This window comes from Thermococcus sp. 21S7, assembly GCF_012027615.1.
GTDB lineage: Archaea > Methanobacteriota_B > Thermococci > Thermococcales > Thermococcaceae > Thermococcus.
Map to the genome: position 1 here is coordinate 34,526 of NZ_SNUT01000007.1, position 20,711 is coordinate 55,236.

The 20,711-nt window shown below is 55.6% G+C and carries 24 protein-coding genes; 9 read left to right on the plus strand and 15 right to left on the minus strand.

Features of this window, described 5'->3' with window-relative positions:
• Positions 1 to 34: 34 nt before the first annotated feature.
• The 3 genes from E3E51_RS10975 to E3E51_RS10985 are packed head-to-tail and all read right to left on the minus strand — an operon-like array spanning position 35 to position 3,352.
• Positions 35 to 832, minus strand: a complete 798-nt coding sequence (locus E3E51_RS10975; protein ID WP_167913161.1) for an ABC transporter ATP-binding protein — start codon at positions 830 to 832, stop codon at positions 35 to 37.
• The gene (locus tag E3E51_RS10980; protein ID WP_167913162.1) at positions 819 to 1,763 is read right to left on the minus strand and encodes an iron ABC transporter permease; all 945 of its coding nucleotides are present in this window, start codon (positions 1,761 to 1,763) and stop codon (positions 819 to 821) included. The genes E3E51_RS10975 and E3E51_RS10980 overlap by 14 nt, the downstream gene beginning before the upstream one ends.
• Positions 1,760 to 3,352 carry an ABC transporter substrate-binding protein gene (locus E3E51_RS10985; protein WP_167913266.1) on the minus strand — a complete coding sequence of 531 codons (1,593 nt, stop codon included), beginning with the start codon at positions 3,350 to 3,352 and terminating at the stop codon, positions 1,760 to 1,762. Before E3E51_RS10985 ends, E3E51_RS10980 begins: the two co-directional genes overlap by 4 nt.
• Before the next feature lie 133 nt (positions 3,353 to 3,485).
• Here E3E51_RS10985 and E3E51_RS10990 point away from each other — a divergent pair, with 133 nt between their 5' ends.
• The 8 genes from E3E51_RS10990 (at position 3,486) to E3E51_RS11025 (ending at position 10,141) form a co-directional block, all read left to right on the plus strand.
• Positions 3,486 to 3,671, plus strand: coding sequence for a hypothetical protein (locus E3E51_RS10990; protein ID WP_167913163.1), 186 nt, complete (start codon positions 3,486 to 3,488; stop codon positions 3,669 to 3,671).
• Positions 3,672 to 3,741: 70 nt separating this feature from the next.
• Positions 3,742 to 5,106 carry a transposase gene (locus E3E51_RS10995; protein WP_240924328.1) on the plus strand — a complete coding sequence of 455 codons (1,365 nt, stop codon included), beginning with the start codon at positions 3,742 to 3,744 and terminating at the stop codon, positions 5,104 to 5,106.
• Positions 5,103 to 5,324, plus strand: a complete 222-nt coding sequence (locus tag E3E51_RS11000) for a hypothetical protein (RefSeq protein ID WP_167913164.1) — start codon at positions 5,103 to 5,105, stop codon at positions 5,322 to 5,324. Before E3E51_RS10995 ends, E3E51_RS11000 begins: the two co-directional genes overlap by 4 nt.
• Positions 5,321 to 5,569, plus strand: coding sequence for a DUF4405 domain-containing protein (locus tag E3E51_RS11005; RefSeq protein ID WP_240924329.1), 249 nt, complete (start codon positions 5,321 to 5,323; stop codon positions 5,567 to 5,569). Before E3E51_RS11000 ends, E3E51_RS11005 begins: the two co-directional genes overlap by 4 nt.
• Positions 5,570 to 5,614: 45 nt before the next feature.
• Positions 5,615 to 6,565, plus strand: a complete 951-nt coding sequence (locus tag E3E51_RS11010) for a radical SAM protein (protein ID WP_167913165.1) — start codon at positions 5,615 to 5,617, stop codon at positions 6,563 to 6,565.
• A 32-nt stretch (positions 6,566 to 6,597) separates the two neighbouring features.
• Positions 6,598 to 8,043, plus strand: a complete 1,446-nt coding sequence (locus E3E51_RS11015) for a potassium channel family protein (protein ID WP_167913166.1) — start codon at positions 6,598 to 6,600, stop codon at positions 8,041 to 8,043.
• Between the two features lie 4 nt (positions 8,044 to 8,047).
• Complete coding sequence (locus E3E51_RS11020) at positions 8,048 to 9,184, plus strand: ATP-NAD kinase family protein (protein WP_167913167.1); 1,137 nt, start codon at positions 8,048 to 8,050, stop codon at positions 9,182 to 9,184.
• 57 nt (positions 9,185 to 9,241) lie between these two features.
• Entirely contained in the window at positions 9,242 to 10,141 is a 900-nt protein-coding gene (locus tag E3E51_RS11025; protein ID WP_167913268.1) for a hypothetical protein, read from the plus strand.
• Between the two features lie 47 nt (positions 10,142 to 10,188).
• Here the strand turns inward: E3E51_RS11025 and E3E51_RS11030 are convergent, their stop codons facing one another.
• The 8 genes from E3E51_RS11030 to E3E51_RS11065 all read right to left on the minus strand — a co-directional run bounded on the left by E3E51_RS11030 (position 10,189) and on the right by E3E51_RS11065 (position 17,298).
• The gene (locus E3E51_RS11030; RefSeq protein WP_167913168.1) at positions 10,189 to 11,385 is read right to left on the minus strand and encodes a cysteine desulfurase; all 1,197 of its coding nucleotides are present in this window, start codon (positions 11,383 to 11,385) and stop codon (positions 10,189 to 10,191) included.
• Positions 11,382 to 11,675 (minus strand): hypothetical protein, encoded by a 294-nt coding sequence (locus tag E3E51_RS11035; protein ID WP_167913269.1) that lies wholly within the window; start codon positions 11,673 to 11,675, stop codon positions 11,382 to 11,384. Before E3E51_RS11035 ends, E3E51_RS11030 begins: the two co-directional genes overlap by 4 nt.
• Positions 11,676 to 11,765: 90 nt before the next feature.
• The gene (gene hypE / locus E3E51_RS11040) at positions 11,766 to 12,782 is read right to left on the minus strand and encodes a hydrogenase expression/formation protein HypE (protein WP_167913169.1); all 1,017 of its coding nucleotides are present in this window, start codon (positions 12,780 to 12,782) and stop codon (positions 11,766 to 11,768) included.
• 3 nt (positions 12,783 to 12,785) lie between these two features.
• Positions 12,786 to 13,178: a HEPN domain-containing protein gene (locus tag E3E51_RS11045; RefSeq protein WP_167913170.1), complete on the minus strand. Its 393-nt coding sequence runs from the start codon at positions 13,176 to 13,178 to the stop codon at positions 12,786 to 12,788.
• Positions 13,175 to 13,501, minus strand: a complete 327-nt coding sequence (locus E3E51_RS11050) for a nucleotidyltransferase domain-containing protein (protein WP_167913171.1) — start codon at positions 13,499 to 13,501, stop codon at positions 13,175 to 13,177. The genes E3E51_RS11045 and E3E51_RS11050 overlap by 4 nt, the downstream gene beginning before the upstream one ends.
• Before the next feature lie 46 nt (positions 13,502 to 13,547).
• The gene (gene hypF / locus E3E51_RS11055; protein WP_167913270.1) at positions 13,548 to 15,866 is read right to left on the minus strand and encodes a carbamoyltransferase HypF; all 2,319 of its coding nucleotides are present in this window, start codon (positions 15,864 to 15,866) and stop codon (positions 13,548 to 13,550) included.
• A 92-nt stretch (positions 15,867 to 15,958) separates the two neighbouring features.
• The gene (hypD, locus tag E3E51_RS11060; RefSeq protein ID WP_167913172.1) at positions 15,959 to 17,077 is read right to left on the minus strand and encodes a hydrogenase formation protein HypD; all 1,119 of its coding nucleotides are present in this window, start codon (positions 17,075 to 17,077) and stop codon (positions 15,959 to 15,961) included.
• Complete coding sequence (locus E3E51_RS11065) at positions 17,074 to 17,298, minus strand: HypC/HybG/HupF family hydrogenase formation chaperone (RefSeq protein ID WP_167913173.1); 225 nt, start codon at positions 17,296 to 17,298, stop codon at positions 17,074 to 17,076. The genes hypD and E3E51_RS11065 overlap by 4 nt, the downstream gene beginning before the upstream one ends.
• A 101-nt stretch (positions 17,299 to 17,399) precedes the next feature.
• On the opposite strand from E3E51_RS11065, the gene mobA reads away from it, so the two are divergent.
• Positions 17,400 to 18,014: a molybdenum cofactor guanylyltransferase MobA gene (gene mobA, locus E3E51_RS11070; RefSeq protein WP_167913174.1), complete on the plus strand. Its 615-nt coding sequence runs from the start codon at positions 17,400 to 17,402 to the stop codon at positions 18,012 to 18,014.
• A gap of 3 nt (positions 18,015 to 18,017) precedes the next feature.
• On the opposite strand, the gene E3E51_RS11075 is transcribed toward mobA, so the two are convergent.
• Genes E3E51_RS11075 through E3E51_RS11090 form a run of 4 tightly spaced genes read right to left on the minus strand, consistent with a single transcriptional unit; the run spans position 18,018 to position 20,682 of the window.
• On the minus strand, positions 18,018 to 18,506 hold the full coding sequence (locus E3E51_RS11075; RefSeq protein ID WP_167913175.1) for a hydrogenase 3 maturation endopeptidase HyCI: 489 nt from the start codon (positions 18,504 to 18,506) through the stop codon (positions 18,018 to 18,020).
• A gap of 46 nt (positions 18,507 to 18,552) precedes the next feature.
• On the minus strand, positions 18,553 to 19,281 hold the full coding sequence (locus tag E3E51_RS11080; protein ID WP_167913176.1) for an Mrp/NBP35 family ATP-binding protein: 729 nt from the start codon (positions 19,279 to 19,281) through the stop codon (positions 18,553 to 18,555).
• Positions 19,278 to 19,697 (minus strand): hydrogenase nickel incorporation protein HypA, encoded by a 420-nt coding sequence (hypA, locus tag E3E51_RS11085; protein ID WP_167913177.1) that lies wholly within the window; start codon positions 19,695 to 19,697, stop codon positions 19,278 to 19,280. The genes E3E51_RS11080 and hypA overlap by 4 nt, the downstream gene beginning before the upstream one ends.
• Positions 19,698 to 19,749: 52 nt before the next feature.
• Positions 19,750 to 20,682, minus strand: coding sequence for a hypothetical protein (locus E3E51_RS11090; RefSeq protein ID WP_167913178.1), 933 nt, complete (start codon positions 20,680 to 20,682; stop codon positions 19,750 to 19,752).
• Positions 20,683 to 20,711 lie beyond the last annotated feature (29 nt).

Here is a 20,711-nt window from a genome sequence, read left to right on the forward strand (position 1 = left end):
ATATAACATTTCTGTTTAATGATCTCGCTAACCGTTAAATAGAAATATTTTCCATCCCTGGGCAGTCCGCCACTTTTTGGGGAAGAACTATCGGTAGCCCGTCAACCTTTGAGAGCCTCACACGGAGTCCGTAGAGAAGGTTCATCGTTTCCTCGGTTATCACCTCCTCCGCTTTACCGTGTGCCAGAATCTGGCCCCCTTTCATCAGAAAAACCTCGTCACAAAAAATGAGCGCGAGGTTGGGGTCGTGGAGCGAGAGCAGGATGAGCTTTCCAAGCTTTCTCGCAATCTTCTCTATAACGGAGAGAACTACTAGCTGGTTTCTGAAGTCCAAGAACGAAGTTGGTTCATCGAATATTAGCAGCCTTCCCTCCTGGGCAACTGCCCTGGCGATTATAACGAGCCTTTTCTGGCCGCCGCTGAGTGAGGTGAACTTTCTGTCGGCTAGGTCTTCAATTCCCAGGGCCCTGAGGGCTTTCCATGCCCTTCTCTCGTCGTTCCTATCCGGCCCAGTAAACACGTTCACGTGGGGATTGCGTCCCATCAGGACGACCTCGAATACAGTGTACGGAAAGGCTATCGAGAATTCCTGTGGGGCGTACGAGACAAGCCTCGCCCTCTCTTTAAAATCCATCCTTATCATGTCTATGCCGTCCAGCTCGATGCTTCCTCTCCGCGGACTGAGAATCCCCGCGATGCACTTAAGGAGCGTTGATTTTCCTGCCCCGTTTGGCCCAAGGAGGCACCCAACACCCTTTTCAAGTTTAAACGTGATTCCTTTGAGTACGCTGTTGTTGCGGTAGGAGAATTCCAAGTCCTCAACCTTCAGCATGCTCCCTCCTCCTGGAGAGTATCGCCACAAGGATTGGTGCGCCGACCAGGGATGTTACAACTCCTACCGGGAGTTCGGCGGAGGTTAGTGTTCTGGCCACGTCGTCGCAGATTACCAGCAGTATGGCGCCTGTGAATACCGCCGCCGGAACGAGCTTCCTGTTGTCGTAGCCGACCAGAAGCCTGGCTATGTGGGGGGAGACGAGACCGACCCACCCGATTATCCCGCCGATGGCGGTTGCGGCAGAAACGGCGAGCGTTGCCAGTCCGATAATGAGCTTCTTGTAAAAAGAAACGTTTACCCCGAGGGCCTTTGCCTCATCGTCTCCGAGCGAGAGGATGTTGAAGACCCACCTGAGGGTGGTGAGGCCTATTATTCCGATGACCATTGGGATGGAGAAGAACTTCAAGTCCGCCCACCGGATTCCCGCGAAGCTTCCAAGGAGCCAGAACACCATGGTTGGAAGCTGGTCGTAGGGGTCGGCCAAGTACTTTGCCATGCCAACGAGTGCCGAGAAGAAGGCCGAGACGGCTATCCCCGCCAGCAAAAGTCCGACGATATCGTCTCCTACCAGCCTGCTCGTTCTGTATGCAATGAACACTGCGGCGATGCCGAAAACGAAAGCCAGGGTCTGAACGAGGTAGGGGTTGAACGTGAAGAGCAATATCGCGAGAACGGCACCAAAGGCCGCCCCGCTGGTCACACCGAGTATGTTTGGACCTGCCAGATGATTCCTGAAGACGTTTTGAAAGGAGAGGCCTGCGACGGATAGGGATGCCCCAACCAGGGATGCCCCGACGATCCTCGGGAGTCTCACATCAACGAGTATCGTCCTGGCTAGCCCGTTCATGTTGAGGGGATTGAATGTGAGCCTTCCGATGAGCAGGGAGATGGCCAGAACAAGGAGATAGAGAAAGATGAAACGCCTCAATCCACATCACCAACCAGTGGTACCTCTGTGATACCTATTCCGAAGAACCGCTCGTAGAAGTCGCTGGCCTCTTTTCTTACGTCCAGGTCTGTAAAGAGTTCTGGATGGAGAACCTTGGCCGTCCAGTACAGGCCGAGGATCCACTTTGGAGCGGGATAATCCCAGCTCTCGCCATCGTTTGGCATGGCGTAGATTCTTCCCTCCTTCACTGCCTTTATCTCACTCCATGCGGGGTCTTTGAGGATGTCCTCCTTTATCTTCGTGCTCGGATACGCCGGGGAGTATCCCACCACTATTATGACGTCGGGATTCCATTTGGCAACCTGTTCGACGTTAACCACGTTCCATCCGCCGGGCAGTTCCTTGGAGACGCTGATTCCCCCGGCCATCTCTATCAGCCTGTTCTGGAAGTACTCCTGCCCCGGCGCCTTGAACGCCTTGCTCTTCATGCTGTACATCAGCAGAAGAACCCTCGGTCTCTGATCCTCGCTGAGGTTTGATGTTCTGTTCGTCACTTTCTCCATGGCCTTCCGGTAGTATGTCGCCACATCCTTCGCTTTTTCCTCTTTTCCCAGGACCTTACCCATTATCTCAAGGCTTTTCAGGTAGTTTTCCACTGTTTCTAGGTCGAGGGCTATCACCGGAACGTCCAGACTCTCGATGGCGTCGTCAACCCTGCTGTCGCCCCATGCCGCAGTAAAAACGATGTCTGGGTTGAGCCTCTTGATTTCCTCGACGTTGGCGCTCTTGGGGTCGCCCGCAAGGACTATCCTGTCCTTTGCATCCGGGTCGATCAGCTGTATGAACCTGTCTTTCATGACCAGTGGCGTTCCTCCAACGACCTTCTTCCCGTCCCCCAGCAGATAGACCATCTGGGCCGCCAGTCCGTAGATGGCCACTATCCTGTCCACCGGCTGGGAAACCTTAATCTCCTTCCCTCTGAAATCCATGACCTCAATGTATCCGGTTTTCTCTCCCGGCGTCGGACCCTCCGCCGATTTTATGACCTCTATTCTGACGACTGCCTTTACCCAGGTGTTTCCGGGCGTTATGTAGCCACCCTTCCCGATGACTGCCATCTGGAGGGGGTATACCTTCCCATCAAGTTCGAACTCTATCGGTTTTCCGTTGAACTCGTAGGCGATTATTGGAGTCACGCTTCCATTTGTGGGGTTCCCGTTTTGATCCATTGTTTCTATTCCCCTTCCCGTTACGAAGTCGTGGCTTACCACGATCGAGTACCCGTCGGCGGCGACTATCCTGATACTGTATTCATCGGAGAGTCCGCCAACGAGGTTTACAAGCTCTTTCAGGGGGACTCCCTTGTAAGTGCCTACCCCCTTTATCGAGCCGAGCTTTGTTTTGTAACCTCCGGTACCCTCGACTTGGGGGAGCTTTCTTAGTTCATCGAGGGTTAGATTCTTCTCTCCCGAGGGTCCAACCAGAGTTAGAACTGCCGCCCCTTTCTCCGCTGGAGCAACGGTGGATGTTGAACTCGTCGGAGAAGAGGGGTTGCCGTTTATGCATCCGCTTGACACGATTCCAAGCAGGAGAACCCAAATCACAAGCAGTCCCGCGTATCTCCTCATAACCGTCACCGGGGGAATACACACCGTTGGGAATTTAAACATTTTGAGTAAATAATTTTGTTAAAGAAAACGGATCTGTTTTCAAAAGCGACCCAAAAGTTTAAATTTTGTTTCATATGCAACTATTATCTGTATGGAGCGGAAACTTGCCGTCGCCTTCGTCCTGTTCATCGTGTTCACATCCCTTCCGTTTCTGGTTAGGTTGGCCGAGGACAGAGTGTCCTTGTCGCCGGTATCCCCCGGCCTGCCTTCGGCTCCGGTAAACGGGACTTACATTTTTCTTTTGAAAGCCTCGCCGTTCACGGCGGGGATGCAATAAACCCCCCAATAGGCCTTTAAACAGGAAAGCAATCTTTTTTTAAAACCCAAAAACCATACCATACTTTGAAATGAAGCGGACAGTAACAGTCAAACTCCAACCCTCAAAGGAGCAAGCAAAAATCCTCTTCGAATTAGCCGACACTGGAGCTAAAGTCTGGAACAGAGTAAACTACCTAAGGAGACAACAATTCTTCCAAGAGCAAATCGTGGACTTCAACACAACAGAGAAAACCGTTTATGAAGAGTTTAAACGGGAAATCGGCTCTGCAACCGTCCAGCAAATAGCGAGAAAAAACTCTGAAGCATGGCGTTCATTCTTCTCCCTCCTCCGGAAAAAGCGGAATGGTGAACTCCCCTCTTGGCTTAAGCCAAAACCACCAAACTATCTCAAAGAAGACGGAAAGAGGAAACCCTTAATCGTTCTCAGAAACGACCAATACAAGATTGAAGGGAACAAACTTATCCTCAAAGGCCTCGGCAAGTTCAAACGCCTTGAAATCCAATTCAAGGGTGGAATTCACCTGAAGGGGAAGCAAGGTCGCTTAGAAATCACTTATGACACCGTTAAGAGAAAATGGTATGCTCACGTAAGCCTCACAGTCGAGGAAAAACTCGAAGGTGTGGAGTGGATTAAACTTCCGAGAACTCCTAATGGAGACCTCTCCGCTGGAATAGACTTGGGAGTAAACAATTTGATGGCCATTTATGTGGAGAATGGAGAAAGCTCCCTCGTGAATGGAAGACCGTTAAAGTGCATTGATTTTTACTGGAGGAAAAAGATTGCCGACTACCAGTCAAAACTCAATAAGAGCGGGGCCAAAACGAGTAGGAAACTCAAAAGAATGCATGAGAAGGCTAAACTTCAGGCAAAGCACTACATTAACACGGCGGTAAGACAAACGGTTAAGAAGCTCTACGATTTGGGAGTTAGTAGAATTGTCGTTGGTTATCCAAAAGGTATTGCCAGAAACTCCGAGAGAGGAGCAAAACAAAACTTCCTCCTTTCTCACGTCTGGCGTTTTAATTACGTTATCAAACGCCTCACAGAGGTTGCGGAAGAGTATGGTATTCAAGTTGTGCTTGTTGGTGAGGCTTTCACTTCTAAAACGTGCCCTGTTTGCGGGAAGCCCCACAAGGGGGCTCGCTTCGTTCGTGGATTATTTAAGTGTCCCGCAACGGGGCTTGTTTTTAACGCGGACTTGGTTGGAGCGTTTAATATCTTGAAGAAGGTTGTTAAAACCATAACCCCGAATTTGAGCGGTCTTTACGCTCAGAGGAGGGGTAACGGGGGGAAGGCCCTCCCCGAGGGGCTGAAAAGCCCATTTTTATTGGGTTTTGGTGAAACCCCCTCAAACCTCTCCACCCTTGAGTTAGGGGGTTCCTCGTTGGAACCCCCGCCCTTCAGGGCGGGGAGGAGGTCAGCGGCACTGTGACTGCCGTGGATGAGGTTTCCAGGGTGGTGGTCGTTGACAACTACACCATTGAAATCCGCGGGAAATGGACGGGGCCGGATGGGCTCACCTACAACTGGCGCGAGATGCTGGCCCTTTTGAAGCCGGGAGAGAGCGTTGAGATACTAGCCAGCGAGGAGGAGGGCTCGCTCAAGGCTGACGTGATAATCATCGATGGGAAGAGGTTCACGAGGGGATGAAGATGGGGCACGGCCTGAGAATGTGGGTCTCGCTGGTTCTCTTCGTCCTCTGGCTGGTAACTGGGATAACCGGTGTTATACTTCTTGTGGCTCCCCTGGCGGCCGAGCTGGGAGTCACCCTTCCCGTATCGCTGGCGGACACGCTCCACATATACCTCGGCTTCGCTTTCTTTGGCCTATCCTTCGTCCATATCGCCCTCAACTGGAGTGCAATGAAGGCGTACTTCCGGAGGCTCAGGGGTTAGGCAAAACCTTATACGCCTTTAGGTTAACCTAATTCTGGTGGTGACATGATAGCCTTCGGTCCGGTTCCATCGAGGAGGCTCGGTAAGAGTCTCGGGGTGAACAACATACCCGACAAGGTCTGCTCCTACGCCTGCGTCTACTGCCAGATAGGCAGAACCCTGAGAATGGAGGTTGAGAGGAGGGCGTTCTACGAGCCGGAACTAATCTTCGAGGATGTTTCGCGGAAGGTCGAGAAGGCCGAAGCGGCCGGGGAAAGGATAGACTACATCACCTTCGTTCCCGACGGAGAGCCTACGCTCGACGTAAACCTGTCCAGAGAGGTGGAGATGCTGAAAACCCTCGGGATAGCCCTGGCGATACTCACGAACTCCTCGCTGATATGGCGCGAGGACGTGAGGGAGGAGCTTTTTGAGTTCGACTTCGTCTCACTTAAGCTCGACGCAGTGAGCGAACCCCTCTGGCGCAGGGTGGACAGGCCCCACAGGAGCCTCTCACTTGAGAAAATCCTCGACGGCATGCTGACCTTCGCGGACGGCTTCGAAGGAAAGCTCGTTACCGAGACCATGCTGATAAACGTTGATTACGACGGAGAGCTTGAGAAAATTGCTGACTTTCTGGCGGAGCTCAAGCCGGACAGGGCGTACATAGGAATCCCCACGAGGCCTCCTGCCGAACCGTGGGTCGAACCTGCGGGCGAGGAGACGATACACGTCGCATACCAGCTGTTCAGCGAGCGCCTTGGGGAAGAGCGCGTCGAGTACCTAATAGGCTATGAGGGGAACGCCTTCGCCTCAACCGGAAACGTCGAGGAAGACCTGCTGAGCATAACCGCCGTGCACCCGATGAGGGATGAAGCCGTGAGGGAGCTTCTGAGAAAAGCTGGGGCCGGCTGGGACGTTGTGGAAGGGCTTATCCGGGACGGAAAGCTGATCGAACTCGAATACGGGGGAAGGCGCTTCTACATGCGCGCCCTCCCGAGCAGGAGAAAACCTTAATTATCCGGCGGAAGACTCCGAGTGGGGAGAGCATGTGCGAGTACGTCTATGAAAACGGAAGGAAATGCAGGCTGAAGCCCGTCGAGGGCTCGGCCTACTGCCCCCTCCACATCCCCTACGACGAGGGTGAGAGGCTTTTGGGGGATGAAATAAAGAGGGTGAAGGAGGAGGCTTTTCTTAAAAGGCTCAGGGCGGGCCAGACCTATTTTGAGGGCGTTTACCTCTACGACGTCAAAATAAGTGATTTCAAAGCCGAGAAGCCGATAGTCTTTAAAAACTCTCAGGTCAGGACGGTACTCTTCGACGGCGTTAGCGTGCCGGGTGTAACCTTCTACAACTCCACGGTGGGCAGGCTGGTCGTCTTTGAGAGCGAGCTTGGAACGTTCACCGTTCACGGCTCCCACGTTTTCGGTCTGAACCTGCTCCGCGTTGGGTTCTCCAACTCGGTCTACATCAGAAATTCGAGCGTTCGCTACGTCATGATAAACTCAACCGAGTACACAGGCAGGGGGGAGGAGGGCGAGAGGGAGTACGGGGAGCGCAGAACAGCCACCGGGAGGATAGAGCTGAGCGACCTGAGCGAAGTCCGCAGGATTGGAATAAACGTCCGCTATCCCCTCCTGCGGAAAATCCTTGAGGAGCACGGTGTAAAGCCATTCGAATCGCGCGAGAGGGCCGTTAAGGCCACCACCCTCGTTCTCAGGGACATAGGCTTCGACCAGTCGGCGCGCTTCAAGAGGCAGGTCAGGCTCAGCATAAGGCGGTTCCACGGCAACCTCGTGCTCGAAAACCTCAACGTCTTCGGCCACGCCGAAATCCTGGGGAGCTGGCTCAGGAATCCCGAGTTCGTGCACACCCGGGTCATGGGCAACCTGATATTCCGGAAAGTATCTTTCCACGGCGACTTTGCCTGGAACTCCACGGTTCTGCCCAACATCCCGGTGGAGCTCAACGTCGAGGGCTTCGTTGAAGTCGAGGACTGCAGGTTCGGCAACCACCGCGCGGCGGAGGTGCTCTACCGCCTCGCCAGGATAAGCTGGGAGCGGAACGGGGACTTCGAGAGGGCCGACCGCTACTACTACCTGGAGATGGTGGCCAAGAGGAACTCCCGGCTGAGCGGCAGGAGGAAGGGGATTAAGAGGCTCTTCGTGAGGATGGAGTCCGCCTTCGAGTGGCTCTTCGCGGATTTGACCTGCAAGTACGGCACCGACTGGAAGAGGCCCATACTCATCTGGCTCGGCGCGGTCAACGTCTTCTTCCCTCTGCTATTCTTCCTGACGCGGAGCGTCGAAGGCATCTCTGGAACCCTGAGCTTCCTCGACTACGAATACTTCAGCGTTGTTACCGCGACGACCCTCGGGTACGGCGACTACCACCCGATAGGGGTGGGGAGGGTTATAGCCTCGGTCGAGGCCCTGTTTGGCATGTTTATGTGGGCGGTCTTCCTGACGGTGTTCGCGAGGAGGTACATGAGGTGATACCATGCGCGTTGGACTGATAATCAACCCCATAGCTGGAATGGGCGGGAAGGTGGCATTGAAGGGCACGGACGGTGTCGTTGAGGAGGCGATAGAGCGGGGAGCAAGGCCCATCGCGGCCGACGTTGTGAGGCTTTTCCTCCACGAGCTGAGAAACTGCGCGGAGGTAAGGGATGTCGAGTTCTTAACCGGCCCCGATGGTCTGGGGGAAGAGGTTCTGGCGGAGTTCGATTTTCCCCACGAGGTCATCAGACACAGGGATGTACGCTACCGCGAGGTTCTCGGCGTTAGGATTCCTGATACGAATGGCGACGACACGAAGGAACTCGTGAGGAGGATGCTTGGACGGGTTGAGCTGATAGTCTTCGCCGGCGGCGACGGAACCGCGAGGGACGTTTTCAGCGTCGCGGGAAGGGAGGTTCCGCTACTGGGCATTCCAACCGGCGTCAAGATGTACTCCGGAGTTTTTGCGTATTCACCGGAGGATGCCGCGAGGGTCTTGGTGGAGTTCCTCAGAGGGAACGCCAACCTGGGGGAGAGGGACGTGAGGGACATAGACGAGGATGCCTACAGGCACGATGAAGTTAAGGCGAGAACCTACGGAAGGGCCCTCGTCCCGGTGGTCGAGGCCCTGATCCAGGGCAGTAAGGAGAGGGTTCCCTTAGATGAAGAGGACGAACTTGATGCGATAGCGGAGGCAGTGATTGAGGAAATCCTTGAGAACGATGGAGTATACTTCCTCGGTTCCGGCTCAACAATAAAACGAATAAAAGACGGGTTGGGCGTCAATGGAACGCTCCTTGGGGTCGATGTTGTGGAGGTCAGAAACGGTGAGGCCAGGCTCCTCGTTAAAGATGCCGCGGAGAAAGACCTGCTGAGGTTCGCGGGAGAGAACGCCAGAATCGTTGTAACAGTAATAGGTGGTCTTGGATTCCTCTTCGGCAGGGGGAACCAGCAGTTCTCGGCGGAGGTTCTGCGGAGGATTTCCAAGGAGAACATAATCGTCGTGGCGACACCCTCCAAGCTCAGGAACGGCCTCGTCAGGGTTTACACCGGCGACCGGGAGGTTGATGAGAAGTTACGCGGCTACATCCGCGTCCGCGTCAGCCCCTGGATGGAGAGGATGGTGAAGGTCGTTTAGACGGGCGAACCAGAAGCCGTTTATAGAACCTTCCCCTATTCTTCACAGGTGAACCGTATGAAGTACAGCAGTATAGCGGTTAGGCTCTTTGAGCGAAAGGGGGAGGAGGCCTTCTACGACCCCGTTTACCATGGAAGAACCCTCAAGATATTTGGCATGGATGAGTGGCCGGGAAAGGCGCTGAAGTACTTTGCGGATAGATACCGGGAGATTGATTACGGGGTCGTTATCTTTGACACCGAGGGAGACTTTCCAGAGGAAGGATTCGATACCATCATCAGGGTACGGGACGGCCAGGGAACGGGTCTCGACCCCATAGTCCTCGCGAGGGAGGGCATTCTCGACGGCTACACCGCGGCGACGATAGTTCAGACCGTTTACGGGCTCGACAGAACCCTGACGGAAAGGCTCTACGCCGATTTCCTTGCCGGAAAGGTGAAGAGCGTTCCCGAGGCCATGAAGTCGGACGGAAAATACGCCGAGGTTATCCGGGAGAGCTACACACCCCTGGATGAGGCGTTCTATTCCGGAAAACCCCCTGAGTTCGGAAAGAACATCCTGGTGGGACTGGGAGAGACCTACAGCATAACCCTCGCGGGCATAGTGTTTCTGGTTGTGAGCGCGGTGGTCAGGCACAGGAGGAAGGCGATGATAGGCGTCAACGATGCCGCCGTCCTGGCCTACACCACGGCGGGCGGTGCTGCCATACCGCTGATAACCCGGCCAATGAGGGCGAGGGTTACGGTTCTCGCGACGCAGTACGCGATAGAGTCGATAATGAACCTGGCCGGCCCGAGCCTGGTCCTCTACCACGACCCGGATACCCAGAGCGTAATCTACGAGACGAACGGCGTCCCACCGGGCCCGATGAGGAAGCACGTCCACAAGGGGGAGGCGGCTTTCATCTACCGCACTCCGGAGACGATAAACGTCGAATGGGGAGAGTTTCCCCTCTGATTTACCTTTTCCAGAACGGCAGTCGTTCAAAAGGGAAAATAGGAAAATCACCTCAGGCTCTTCACGAGTTCCTCCATGACGCCGAGGAAAGTCTCGACCTCTTCCACGCTGTTGTAAACGTGGAACGAGGCCCTAACCGTGCCGTTTATCCCGAGTCTCTTCATGACCGGCAGGGCACAGTGGTGGCCGGAGCGGACCATGATGTTGTGGTTGTCGAGAACCGCGGCAACGTCGTGGGGGTGAAGGCCGGGGACGTTGAAGCTCACCACACCGGCGTGCTTCTTCAGGTTCCTCGGCCCGTACCAGGGCACTTCAAGCTCATCAAGGCCCTCTGTTATCCTCTTGACCAGCTTGTGCTCCTGTCTCTCGATTTTGTCTATCCCTATTTTCTCGATGTACCTTATTCCCGCGGCGAGGCCTACCGCACCACCTATGTTGGGCGTTCCGGCCTCGAACCTTTCCGGCGGCTCGGTCAGCTTGTAGCCCTCCAGCCCAACGTCCTCTATCGTTCCCCCGCCTATCAGAGGAGGCTCGAAAGCCTCGAAGAACTCCTCGTTGATGTAGAGAACGCCTATTCCCGTCGGTCCCATCGGCCCCTTGTGGCCGGAGAGTCCCAGGAAGTCCGCGTGGAGCTTCTTCACGTCCACCTCCATGTGGCCGGCGCTCTGGGCGGCATCGACGACGAATATCGCCCCCGCTTCCTTCGCCATCTTTCCGAGTTCCTCGACCTCGTGGATAACGCCGAGGGCGTTGGAGACGTGCTGAACCGCCACCAGCTTCGCCCCTTTGATCTTCTTCTCAGCGTCGCTCAGGTCGAGGTTGCCCTCGTCGTCGCCTTCTATGTACTCAAGCTTGAGGCCGAGCTTTTTCGCTAACCTCTGCCAGGGGAGCAAATCAGAGTGGTGCTCGTAGGGAGTCGTCACTATCTTGTCGCCGGGCTTGAAGAGATGCTCAAGGCCGAGAGCAACTAAATTGAGGCTCTCGCTCGTGTTCTTGGTGAAAACTATCTCCTCGAACTCCGCGTTGAGGAAATCGGCCGTCACCTTTCTGCTCTCCTCGTACTTGTGGGTCGCCATCTGGGAGAGCCTGTGTATCCCCCTGTGGACGTTGGCGCGGTACTTGAGGTAGTACTCGTCCATCGCCTCTACAACCGGCCTCGGCGTGAGCGAAGTGGCCGTGTTGTCGAAGTATATGACCTCCTCGGTCAGCGGGATGTCCTTCCTAACGTCCTCCGGAATCCTCATGAAACCACCTCCAGAACTCCAGCGCAGTCGTAGATTATTCGAGCGAGCTCCTCACCCTTCTTTGAGTCCTCAAGGAGCTTGATTATTATCTTGCCGCTCGGATAGACGCTCGTTTCGTAACCATCCATTTCGAGAATGAGCATCATCCCCGGCAGGAGCTTCTTCACGGTGTAACCCTTCTCCTTCAGGCACTGGGCGGTTCTCGTGAGGTCAACCTTCACCTTCCTGTCCCACGAGTAGCCGCTTATGACGACTCCCTTCATCGTTACACAGGGCTTTGCGATTATCATCTCCCCCACCGGTCGAAATTAGAAAAAGAGCCTTATACGGCTTTCCCAAACCGAAGGTTAAGGACAAAAGTGGGAATTGTGAAAAGGGGCTCAGCAGACCCTCGGAACCGGGTCTCCGGCCGGCGGCTCAAGGAAGCGCTTTCCGCCTATGCCCGTCTCCACGAGAACCTTGCCCCTGTAGTCCCCTATGACATCGCCGATTATCGCCGCGTTCTTCCCCCGCTCCGTGCTCCTCATCGCCTCCAGCGCTTTCTCCGCGTGCTCCCTTGGAACGATCATGACCACTTTGCCTTCGTTGGCGACATCGAAGGGGTTTATGCCCAGCATGTCGCTCGCCGCCCTGACCTCCGGCCTCACGGGCACGTCGGCCTCCCTTATGAGTATCCCGACGTCGGCCTTCCTCGCCATCTCGTTGAGGGCGTTGCTTAGTCCACCCCTCGTGGGGTCCTTCATGGCGTGTATGTTCTCCCAGCCGATTGCTTTAGCTACCGCCTCGACGACCTCCCATACCGGTGCAACGTCGCTTTCAAGCTCGGTTTCGAAGGCTATACCCTCCCTGTGGCTCATCAGCGCTATCCCGTGGTCTCCGACCGTCCCGCTGACGAGAACAACGTCGCCCACCTTTGCCCCTGCATCGCTCACCGGCCTCTCCGCGATTCCGATTCCGGCGGTTATGACGAAGATGCCTATCCCGTCCTCGACGACCTTGGTGTCGCCGGTGACGATGGGAACCGGCACCTCTTTGGCAGTCTCATCCATCGAGCGAAGGATTCTCTTCAGGTCCTCACTGTCGAAGCCTTCTCCAATTATCATGGAGTTGGCCAATGCTAAGGGCTTGGCCCCCATAACGGCCAGGTCGTTCACCGTTCCGCTTATGGCCAAGCGCCCGATGTCTCCTCCAGGGAAGAAGAGCGGCCTGACCGTGTGGCCGTCTATTGTAAACACAAGGTGCTTATCGCCGAGGGGTATCGTCGCACCGTCATCGAGCTGGTCGAGCCCTATCCCTCCAGCCGATTTTAGGCTCAGGTTCTTCAGTATGACATCCCTGAGAAGTTCCTCCATTATTTCTCCACCGGCTCCGTGTTCGAGCTTTATCTTCTCAACCATAACTCATTCCTCCAAAAAGCCCTTGGATGAGAGGTAGTGCCTCGTAAATTCGAGGAATTCTTCGGCGCGCCTTATGTTCTCGCGCGCCTCTTCCTCGGTTATATCAACCACGAAGGAGTAATCCGCCGTCTGCCTAAGGTTAAACGCGGTTCTCAGATGCGTGAAAAACCTGTGAGGAACTTCTCCCGTCTTGACGAACTCCCTTCCGAAGAGGGCTATGAGAGCGGAATGCTTTGAAACGCTGATGTCTTTCGTCAGCAGAATGGCCTCCGCACAGTAGAACATTGTGTAGTAGGCTCTTGAGAGGGCGAACCCATAGAAACCCCTTTCCAGCAGGGTTTTAGCCGCTTCAATGCTCTCCTGAGCTTTTTTTAGCATCTCTTCGTATCTGTTCATACCTTAATACCCTCCACGTGAACGTTCTGAATCAGCGGGTCGTGCTCCATTCCTGGACTGATTGGATAAACGATGAGCGAAATAACGAGTCCCCTCTCCATGATGTACTTCTCCGTGACCTCGTTAAGCCTGTCGTGTTCATCGATTGTCAGCCTTCTTCTAACCACGACCAGCACATCAACGTCGCTGTCTTCCCTCGCCTCCCCCCTCGCATAGGAGCCGAAGAGGATGACCTCCACTAGGTCATCGCCCAGAATCTCCCGGAGCCGGGACTTCACCTCCTGGAGTATTTTTTCGAGGTCTTCCCTCTGGAGCGCCGGCATTCACTACACCGTTTACATAGTTGTGTTTTTGGGTTAAATCCTTTCCTCACAGCATCAGGTCCTCCCTCGTGAGGTATCCCTCAAGGTACAGGCCGCCGAGGAAGGCCTGCCCGACGTTTATTCCGTTGTCCCCGCGCGGAACCTCGTGGGTCGTGTGGAACTTCAGGCCGGCAGCCTCGACGATCTTCCTGGCGGTCTTGACTATGAGTTCATTGAAGGCGACGCCGCCGCTTATTCCAACGTTCTTAACCCCAAACTCCCTCGCCCTATCTATGGCCGTCTCCGCGAAAACCCGTCCGATGGCAAGGTGGGCCGAGTAGGCTATGTCCGCCGGACTAGCGGTGTCGATGACGTCGAGTGCCTGGACGAAGAGTTCCTCCACCCTTATTAGCTCGCCGTCGACTGGAACTTCGAACTTCAGGTCGTTCTTCCCGCGCATCGCGAAGCTCTCCAGCTTCATTGCCGGCTCGCCCTCGTAGTGCCTTCTGTAAGCCACGTTGAGGAGAACAGAGATGGCGTCGAGAACCCTGCCGGTTGAGGACGTGTAGCTAGTGTTGACCTCCTTCGCCAGCTGGGTCAGCACGACGTTGAACTCCACCCTCCCGTAGCGGAGGCTCTCGATGGCCTTTGGACAGCACCTCTCGATGATTCCTTCGAGCTCTTCGACGCCGTAGACCTTGCTCAGGATGCCCATCAGGGCCCTCAGCGGGTAGTAGCTGGCCAAATCGCCGCCCGGGAGCGGGTAGTAGTCTATGTGAGCTAATCTCTCGACGTCCTCGTAGCTCAGGTATATTACCTCGCCGCCCCAGGTGTGGCCGTCCGCCCCGTAGCCGACGCCGTCAACGGCTATGCCTATCATCTCGTCCAGCTTTCTCTCAGCTAAAACGCTCGCTATGTGTGCGTAGTGGTGCTGCACCTGGAGGAACTCCACGTTTAGCTCATTTGCCATCTCCATGGCGAGCTTTGTCGTGTTGTAGCTCGGGTGGAGGTCTGCAACGATGAGGTCGAACTCGCTCACGCGGAGGATTCTCTTGAAGTGCTCTATGGCCTCCCCCATGAATTCGAGGACTTCAACCTTCGAGGTGTTTCCGATGTACTGGCTGGGGTAGACTTTCCCGTTTTTGGCGACGCCAAAGGCGTTGAGAAGCTCCGCCCCGACGGCTAGGCCGCGGTAGTTGAAGGGTATCTCTATCGGCAGCGGCACGAAGCCGCGGGAGCGCCTTATCACCGCCCTCCTTCCGTTGACGAACCTGATGACGCTGTCGTCGGCCCTGTTGAGTATCTTCCTGTTGTGAAGGAGGAAGTAATCGGCGACATCCTTTAACTCCTCGAAGGCCCGGTCGTTGTCCTTGACCATCGGCATTCCCGGGTAGTTCGCAGAGGTCATGACGTAAACCCTGCTCTTGCTCCAGTGGAAGAGTATGTAATGAGTTCCCGCGTAGGGCAGCATAACGCCTATGGTATGAAGCCCCGGCGCGAGGCTCTCGGGGAGGGGGAAGGGTTCCTTCTTGCGGAGGGTTACTATCGGCCTCCTGTAGGAAGTCAGCTCCTCAAGTTCTTCTCTGCTTAAGAAGGCGAACTCCTCCACTGTCTCGACGTCCTTCGCCATTATCGCGAATGGCTTCTGCGGCCTGTGGGTTCTCCGCCTCAGCTCTGCAACAGCTTCCTCGTTGGTTGCGTCGCAGGCGAGGTGTATTCCTCCTATTCCCTTGATGGCGACGATGTAGCCCTTGTCTATCAGCTCTGCCGCCCTCTTCAGCGGGTCGCCGATGATCTCCTCTCCATCGTTCGTGTAGAGGCGGTAGCTCGGCCCGCAGACCGGACAGCAGACGGGTTCGGCGTGATACCTCCTGTTGAGCGGGTCTTTGTACTCGCTCTCGCAGTAGTCGCACATCGGGAACTCTCTCATCGTGGTGTTGATTCTATCGTAGGGCAAATCCTCGATGATTGTAAACCTGGGCCCGCAGTTGGTGCAGACGATGAATGGGTACATGTAGCGCTTGTCCGTCGGGTCAAAAAGCTCCCTCAGACAGTCGTCGCATATAGCTATGTCGGGCGGGATTATCGAATCCCCTCCTTCCCCGCCCTGGGAGCTCTTCTCGATGTAGAAGCGGTCGAAGCCCTGGGGTGGAAGCTCCTTCTTCTTTATCATCTCTATCCGCGCGAGCGGGGGGAGCTTCTCCCTGAGGTCTCGCAGAAAAGCCGCTATATCCTCCTCCCTGCCCTCGACTACTATCTCAACTCCAGCATCGCCGAGGTTCTTGACGTAGCCCCGCAGGTTGTTTTCGTGGGCGATTCTGTAGACGAAGGGCCGAAATCCGACGGCCTGAACGATGCCCTGAACGTGAAGTCGGTAGGCCTTCATTCCTCTCACCGGATTTTTTTCACACTCCAAAGCCTTTATAGATTTCCAAAACCAAAAGTTAAAAACGGGAGTGGAGTTTTCAACCTTTGGTGTTAGAACAAAGCTCCGTATTTGTAGAATATTGAGCACGTTCCCTCGTAGGAGACCATGCACGGCCCTATCGGACTCCGCGGCGTGCAGGTCTTGCCGAAGTGCGGGCACTGCGGGGGTAGCGCCAGACCGCGAAGGATGGCGCCGCAGATGCAGCCCTTTTCGAGGTCCGGGAGCTCGGGAACCTCCGGGTCGTAGTACGTCCTTATCTCCAGGTCCTTCCACTCCTTCCTAAGCTCAAGTCCGCTTTCGGGTATGGTTCCGAGGGCGCGCCACTTGGCATCCGTAACTTCGAAGAACTTCTCAATGAGCCTCTGGGCCGTTACGTTGCCTTCGTACCGGACGGCGCGGGTGTACTCGTTGAGTATCTTCACTTCGCTGTTCTTAACCATTCGTATGAGGAGCAGAACCGCCATCAGCATGTCCACCGGCTCGAAGCCCGCTATGACCTGAGGTATGCCGTAGTCGGTCGTTATGTACTCCCAGCCCCTCACGCCGATTATTGTGGAGACGTGTCCGGGGTCGATGAGACCGTGGAAGCGCGTTCCGGCCTTCACGAGGGCCTCAACGGCAGGGGGAGTCAGGCGGTGGACGGAGTATATCTTGAAGTTTTCAAGCCCTTCTTCCACGACGGCGTTCAGCATTCCGGCCGCGGGGGCGGTGGTGGTCTCGAAGCCGGGGCTGAAGTGAACGACGGTTCTCTCCGGGTTCTCTTTGGCTATCTTGTAGGTGTCGAATATGGAGTAAACCACTCTCACGTCGTAGCCCTCGCCCCGCAAATCCGCGAAGCTCCCTAGGGGAGTCGGGATTTTGTACATGTCGCCGAAGGTGGTCAGGATTATCCTGTCTCCCTCAGCGTAGGCCTCCTTCATAATCTCGCGCATCTTGACGATATCCTCGACGGGGGTTATACAGACCGGACAGCCCGGACCGCTAACTATCTTGACGTTCTCGGGCAAAAGAGAGCGTATTCCGGAGCGGGTTACGGTGTCCTCGTGGGTTCCGCAGACGTGCATGAAGCGAAGCTCATCGAGGCCCTTCGCCTCCTCGCGTATCTTCCTCACGACCTTCTGGGCCAGCTCCCTGTCCTTGAAGGCGTTCAGGACGTCGGTCACGTTCATCCCTCCAGCGCCCGCTCGACCTCTGCCCACGCCTCTAGTATCTCCAGCGCCCTCTCTTCGTCGAGTCTCTCTATTGCAAAGCCGGTGTGGACTATGACGTAGTCCCCGACCCCGACCTCTGGAAGCAGGTCGAGGCGGACTTCCCTTCTCACGCCTCCAAAATCAACGATCGCGACTTTTCCATTTATTTCGATGATCCTTCCGGGTATCGCCAGACACATTTCTTTTCACCAATGATACTTCAGCGGGTGCTTTTTTAGGCCTTTCCGGAACCATAGGTTTCCAACCGTCAACCCTAAAAGCCTGGAATCCAACGGGTATCATGCTCGGGGTGGTTCTTGCAGGGGGTAGGAGTAGGCGCTTTGGGGGCGACAAGCTCCTCTTTCGGATAGGTGGGAAGCCGCTCATCTCGTACACTCTTGAGAGAATCGAGTCGGCGTCGCTGATCGAGGAAGTCGTTATCGTGGCATCGTCCGCCAACGCGGAGAGGCTTAGAAACCTCGGCTACTGTGTGGTGGTTGATGATCTCTCCATCGGACCCATGGGCGGGGTATATACTGCGTTGGATTTCGGCGATGCGTTCGTCGTCGCGGGGGACATGCCGCTCATCGTCCCGGAATTCGTTGACTTCATAATCCGGAAATTCCTCGGAAGTGGAAAGCTCGCCTGCGTCCCTCGCTGGCCCAATGGATATCTTGAACCCCTTCACGCGACCTACTCAAAGGCATTTCGCCGGATCTTTGAGGAAAGAATACGCTGCGGGGACTATTCGCTGAACGGTGCGGTACGCTCCGCCGATGTATGCTACCTGGATGTGGGGAATCTGCCCCCCCTCTGGAAGGAAAGCTTCTTCAACGTCAACCGTCGGAGCGACCTCAGAAGACTCCTCGGACGGGGCCAGGGTGACTTCCTCTTTCCACAATCCCACTCTGAATGAGGGTCAGTTTTCCCTAACCTCGATTTCATTGAGACCCTCGGCCAGCGATTCTGCGAGTGTTTTCGCCCGTTCGATTATAACATCGCTCGGCTCCTGGAAGAGGCCCAGAACGGCAGGCTGGCAGCCAATGAGAACGAACTCCGTGTTGAGGCGCATCTTCAGGTATCCCACTAGAACCTTGAGCGGCAGGCTGTGTGTCGAGACAGCCTCTCCGAGAGTCCCCTCTGGGTCGGCGATTATGACCTCTCCGTGTTCCCCTCCGAAGTCAACCGCATCCACGAAGACCACCAGATCAGGCTCGAATTTTGTTATCCTCCCTGTGTAGCTCTCCGGGACCTCGCCGCAGTTGAGGATGAGAACGTTTGGGTTGTTCACCAGTTCCTTCAGCCTCTCGGCGACTATGACGCCGAAGGCATCGTCCCCCCTAACCTCGTTCCCTATTCCGCAGACGACGACCCGTTTGGCCCTTCTGAGGAGTTCGAGGAGTTCCATAGTTTCACCTTTGGCCGTTTTAGAATGAAGAAAAGAAAACCCTTCGCTAAATCCTCTCCGCGACCTCCCGTATCCTCTCCGCGAAGGCCGTCCTCAGGAGCTCATCGGGCTTTCCTATCTTGTCTTCCAAGTCCCTGTACATCGGTATGCCGGTCAGATATGGCACGCCGAACCTCTTGGCCAGCTCCTCTATGTCTTTCTCCTCGTCCAGCTTGAGGTTCTCGACGATTCCGAGGATTCTGTATTCCCTCTCCCTCAGAACCTCGATGAGCTTTCTGACGACGTTAATGGCCAGCTTTGACGGTGTTGCCACCACAATGAATTCACCCTTCTTGAGGAAGCGCATGACGTCGAGGAACTGGTCGCCGAGGCCGGGCGGCATGTCTATGATGAGGTAGTCCAGATCGTCCCAGCGGGTTATCGTGAGGAGTTCTATGAGGGCGTCGCTGACCTCCATACCCCTCATGGGCGTCGGCTTGTCCTCGGAGTAGTAGACGATGCTCATAAACTTTATCCCGTGAACCGTCGGCGGGATTACGCCGTACTCCTCCTCGGGGAACTCCTTTGGCTCGAAGCCGAGGATGACGTGGTCGCTCGCTCCGTGGAAGTCGAGGTCAAGGAGGCCGACCTTGTAACCTTTCTCCGCCAGAACGAGGGCGAGGGTTGTTGAGACGAGCGACTTTCCAACCCCGCCCTTCCCGCTGACGACGGGGATTATGCGCTTCACCTTCTCAAGCCTGCCCTCTATGCCCTTGACGCGCGGGTCAACTATCATGCCTCTCCCTCCTTCTCGATCTTTATGCCGCTTATGTAGACTCCCCTCCCTTGGACGACTTCGAAGTCCCTGCTTCCGCACTTCGGACAGGCGAGGAAGGCGTGCACAACCTCAGGAATGAAGTGTATGTCCTCCTTTATGCGCTCGTCGAAGTTCCCTTTGACTTCCTTCAGCTTCCACTCGTGGCCGCAGTCTCGGCACTTAAAAACTGCCTCCTCCTCGATGAACTCTATCTTTGCTCCCTCTCCAATGGTCCCTTTTAGAAGCTCCTTCATTGCGAACTCAACTATCTCGGCGTTGACGTCCTGAAGTTCGCCGAGAACGACCTGAACGGCGAGGAGCTTGGATGCGCCCTCTTTTTGCGCGTAATCCAGGGCTGTTCTAACTATCCCATCGGCGAGTGCCCACTCATGCATGAGTATCCCTCCGTTCAGATTTAGGTTCATGGAGCTTAAAAATGAACGGGTTTCAAACCTTGGGTTCACTGGCTTTCATTTTCCTCAGCTTCCATGCGAGAAGGGCGAAGGTGGCCACGCCGAGGAGGGCCTCGCCTCTCACGCCGTTGAACTCCAGGATTATGTCGTAGGGCACGAACCAGAAGGCTAGAAAGCCAATGGCGAGAGCGTACTTCCCCCTTTCGTCCAGGCGGGCCGGCGTGGAGTAGAAGTGGAGGGCCCCCAGAAGCCCGAGGATAGAAGGCACGACGGGATGCACCGGGGAATGGGGGAAGGCCGTGAATATAAAGAACAGCGCGAAGGAAACCGCGAAGCCGTAAACGAAGGGATGGCCCCTCGGAATGCTGCGCTTGAAGAGGGCCTCCCTTTTTACCCGCCTTGCGAGGAGCAGCAGGAGTACCGTGAGGACGATGGTGAGGGAGTACTGGACTGCCGGCGGACGGTAGGGAACGAGGAAGACGAAGAACACCACCGCGGAGACGCCGAAGGCTAGGAGTGCTGTCGTTGTCCCCCTCCTTCCCAGGAGCCTTTCATTTGAGAACTCCGGGTAGAGGGCATCGACGACCATTATCGGTATCGCTATGCTCATAAGGGAATGAAATATCGTCAGCCACACCGCCCAGACTGCGTTCACGCCCCAGACGCGGCCGTAAACGCTGAAAACATCCAGGTCCGGCCACTCTGGGTTGAACCAGGACTTTATGACGAGTCCCTCCTCCACGATGCCGTAGACGAAGCCGAGGAGCATGAGCCTAACGTAGTTCCTCCCCCACCGAACCCACGCCTCCCTGACAAGGAGAACACCGGCACCGTAGTAGGCCCACAGGAACGGAAACGAGAGGGGGTTCGTGAGGACTTCAAGCGGTGGAGTCGAACCGCTCAGCACTTCGGCGAAGAAGGGCGAGATTAGCGAGAGGATTAAAGCCACCTTGGTCTTTCTCTCCATGCTTTAACTTGGAGGGATAGGCATTTATA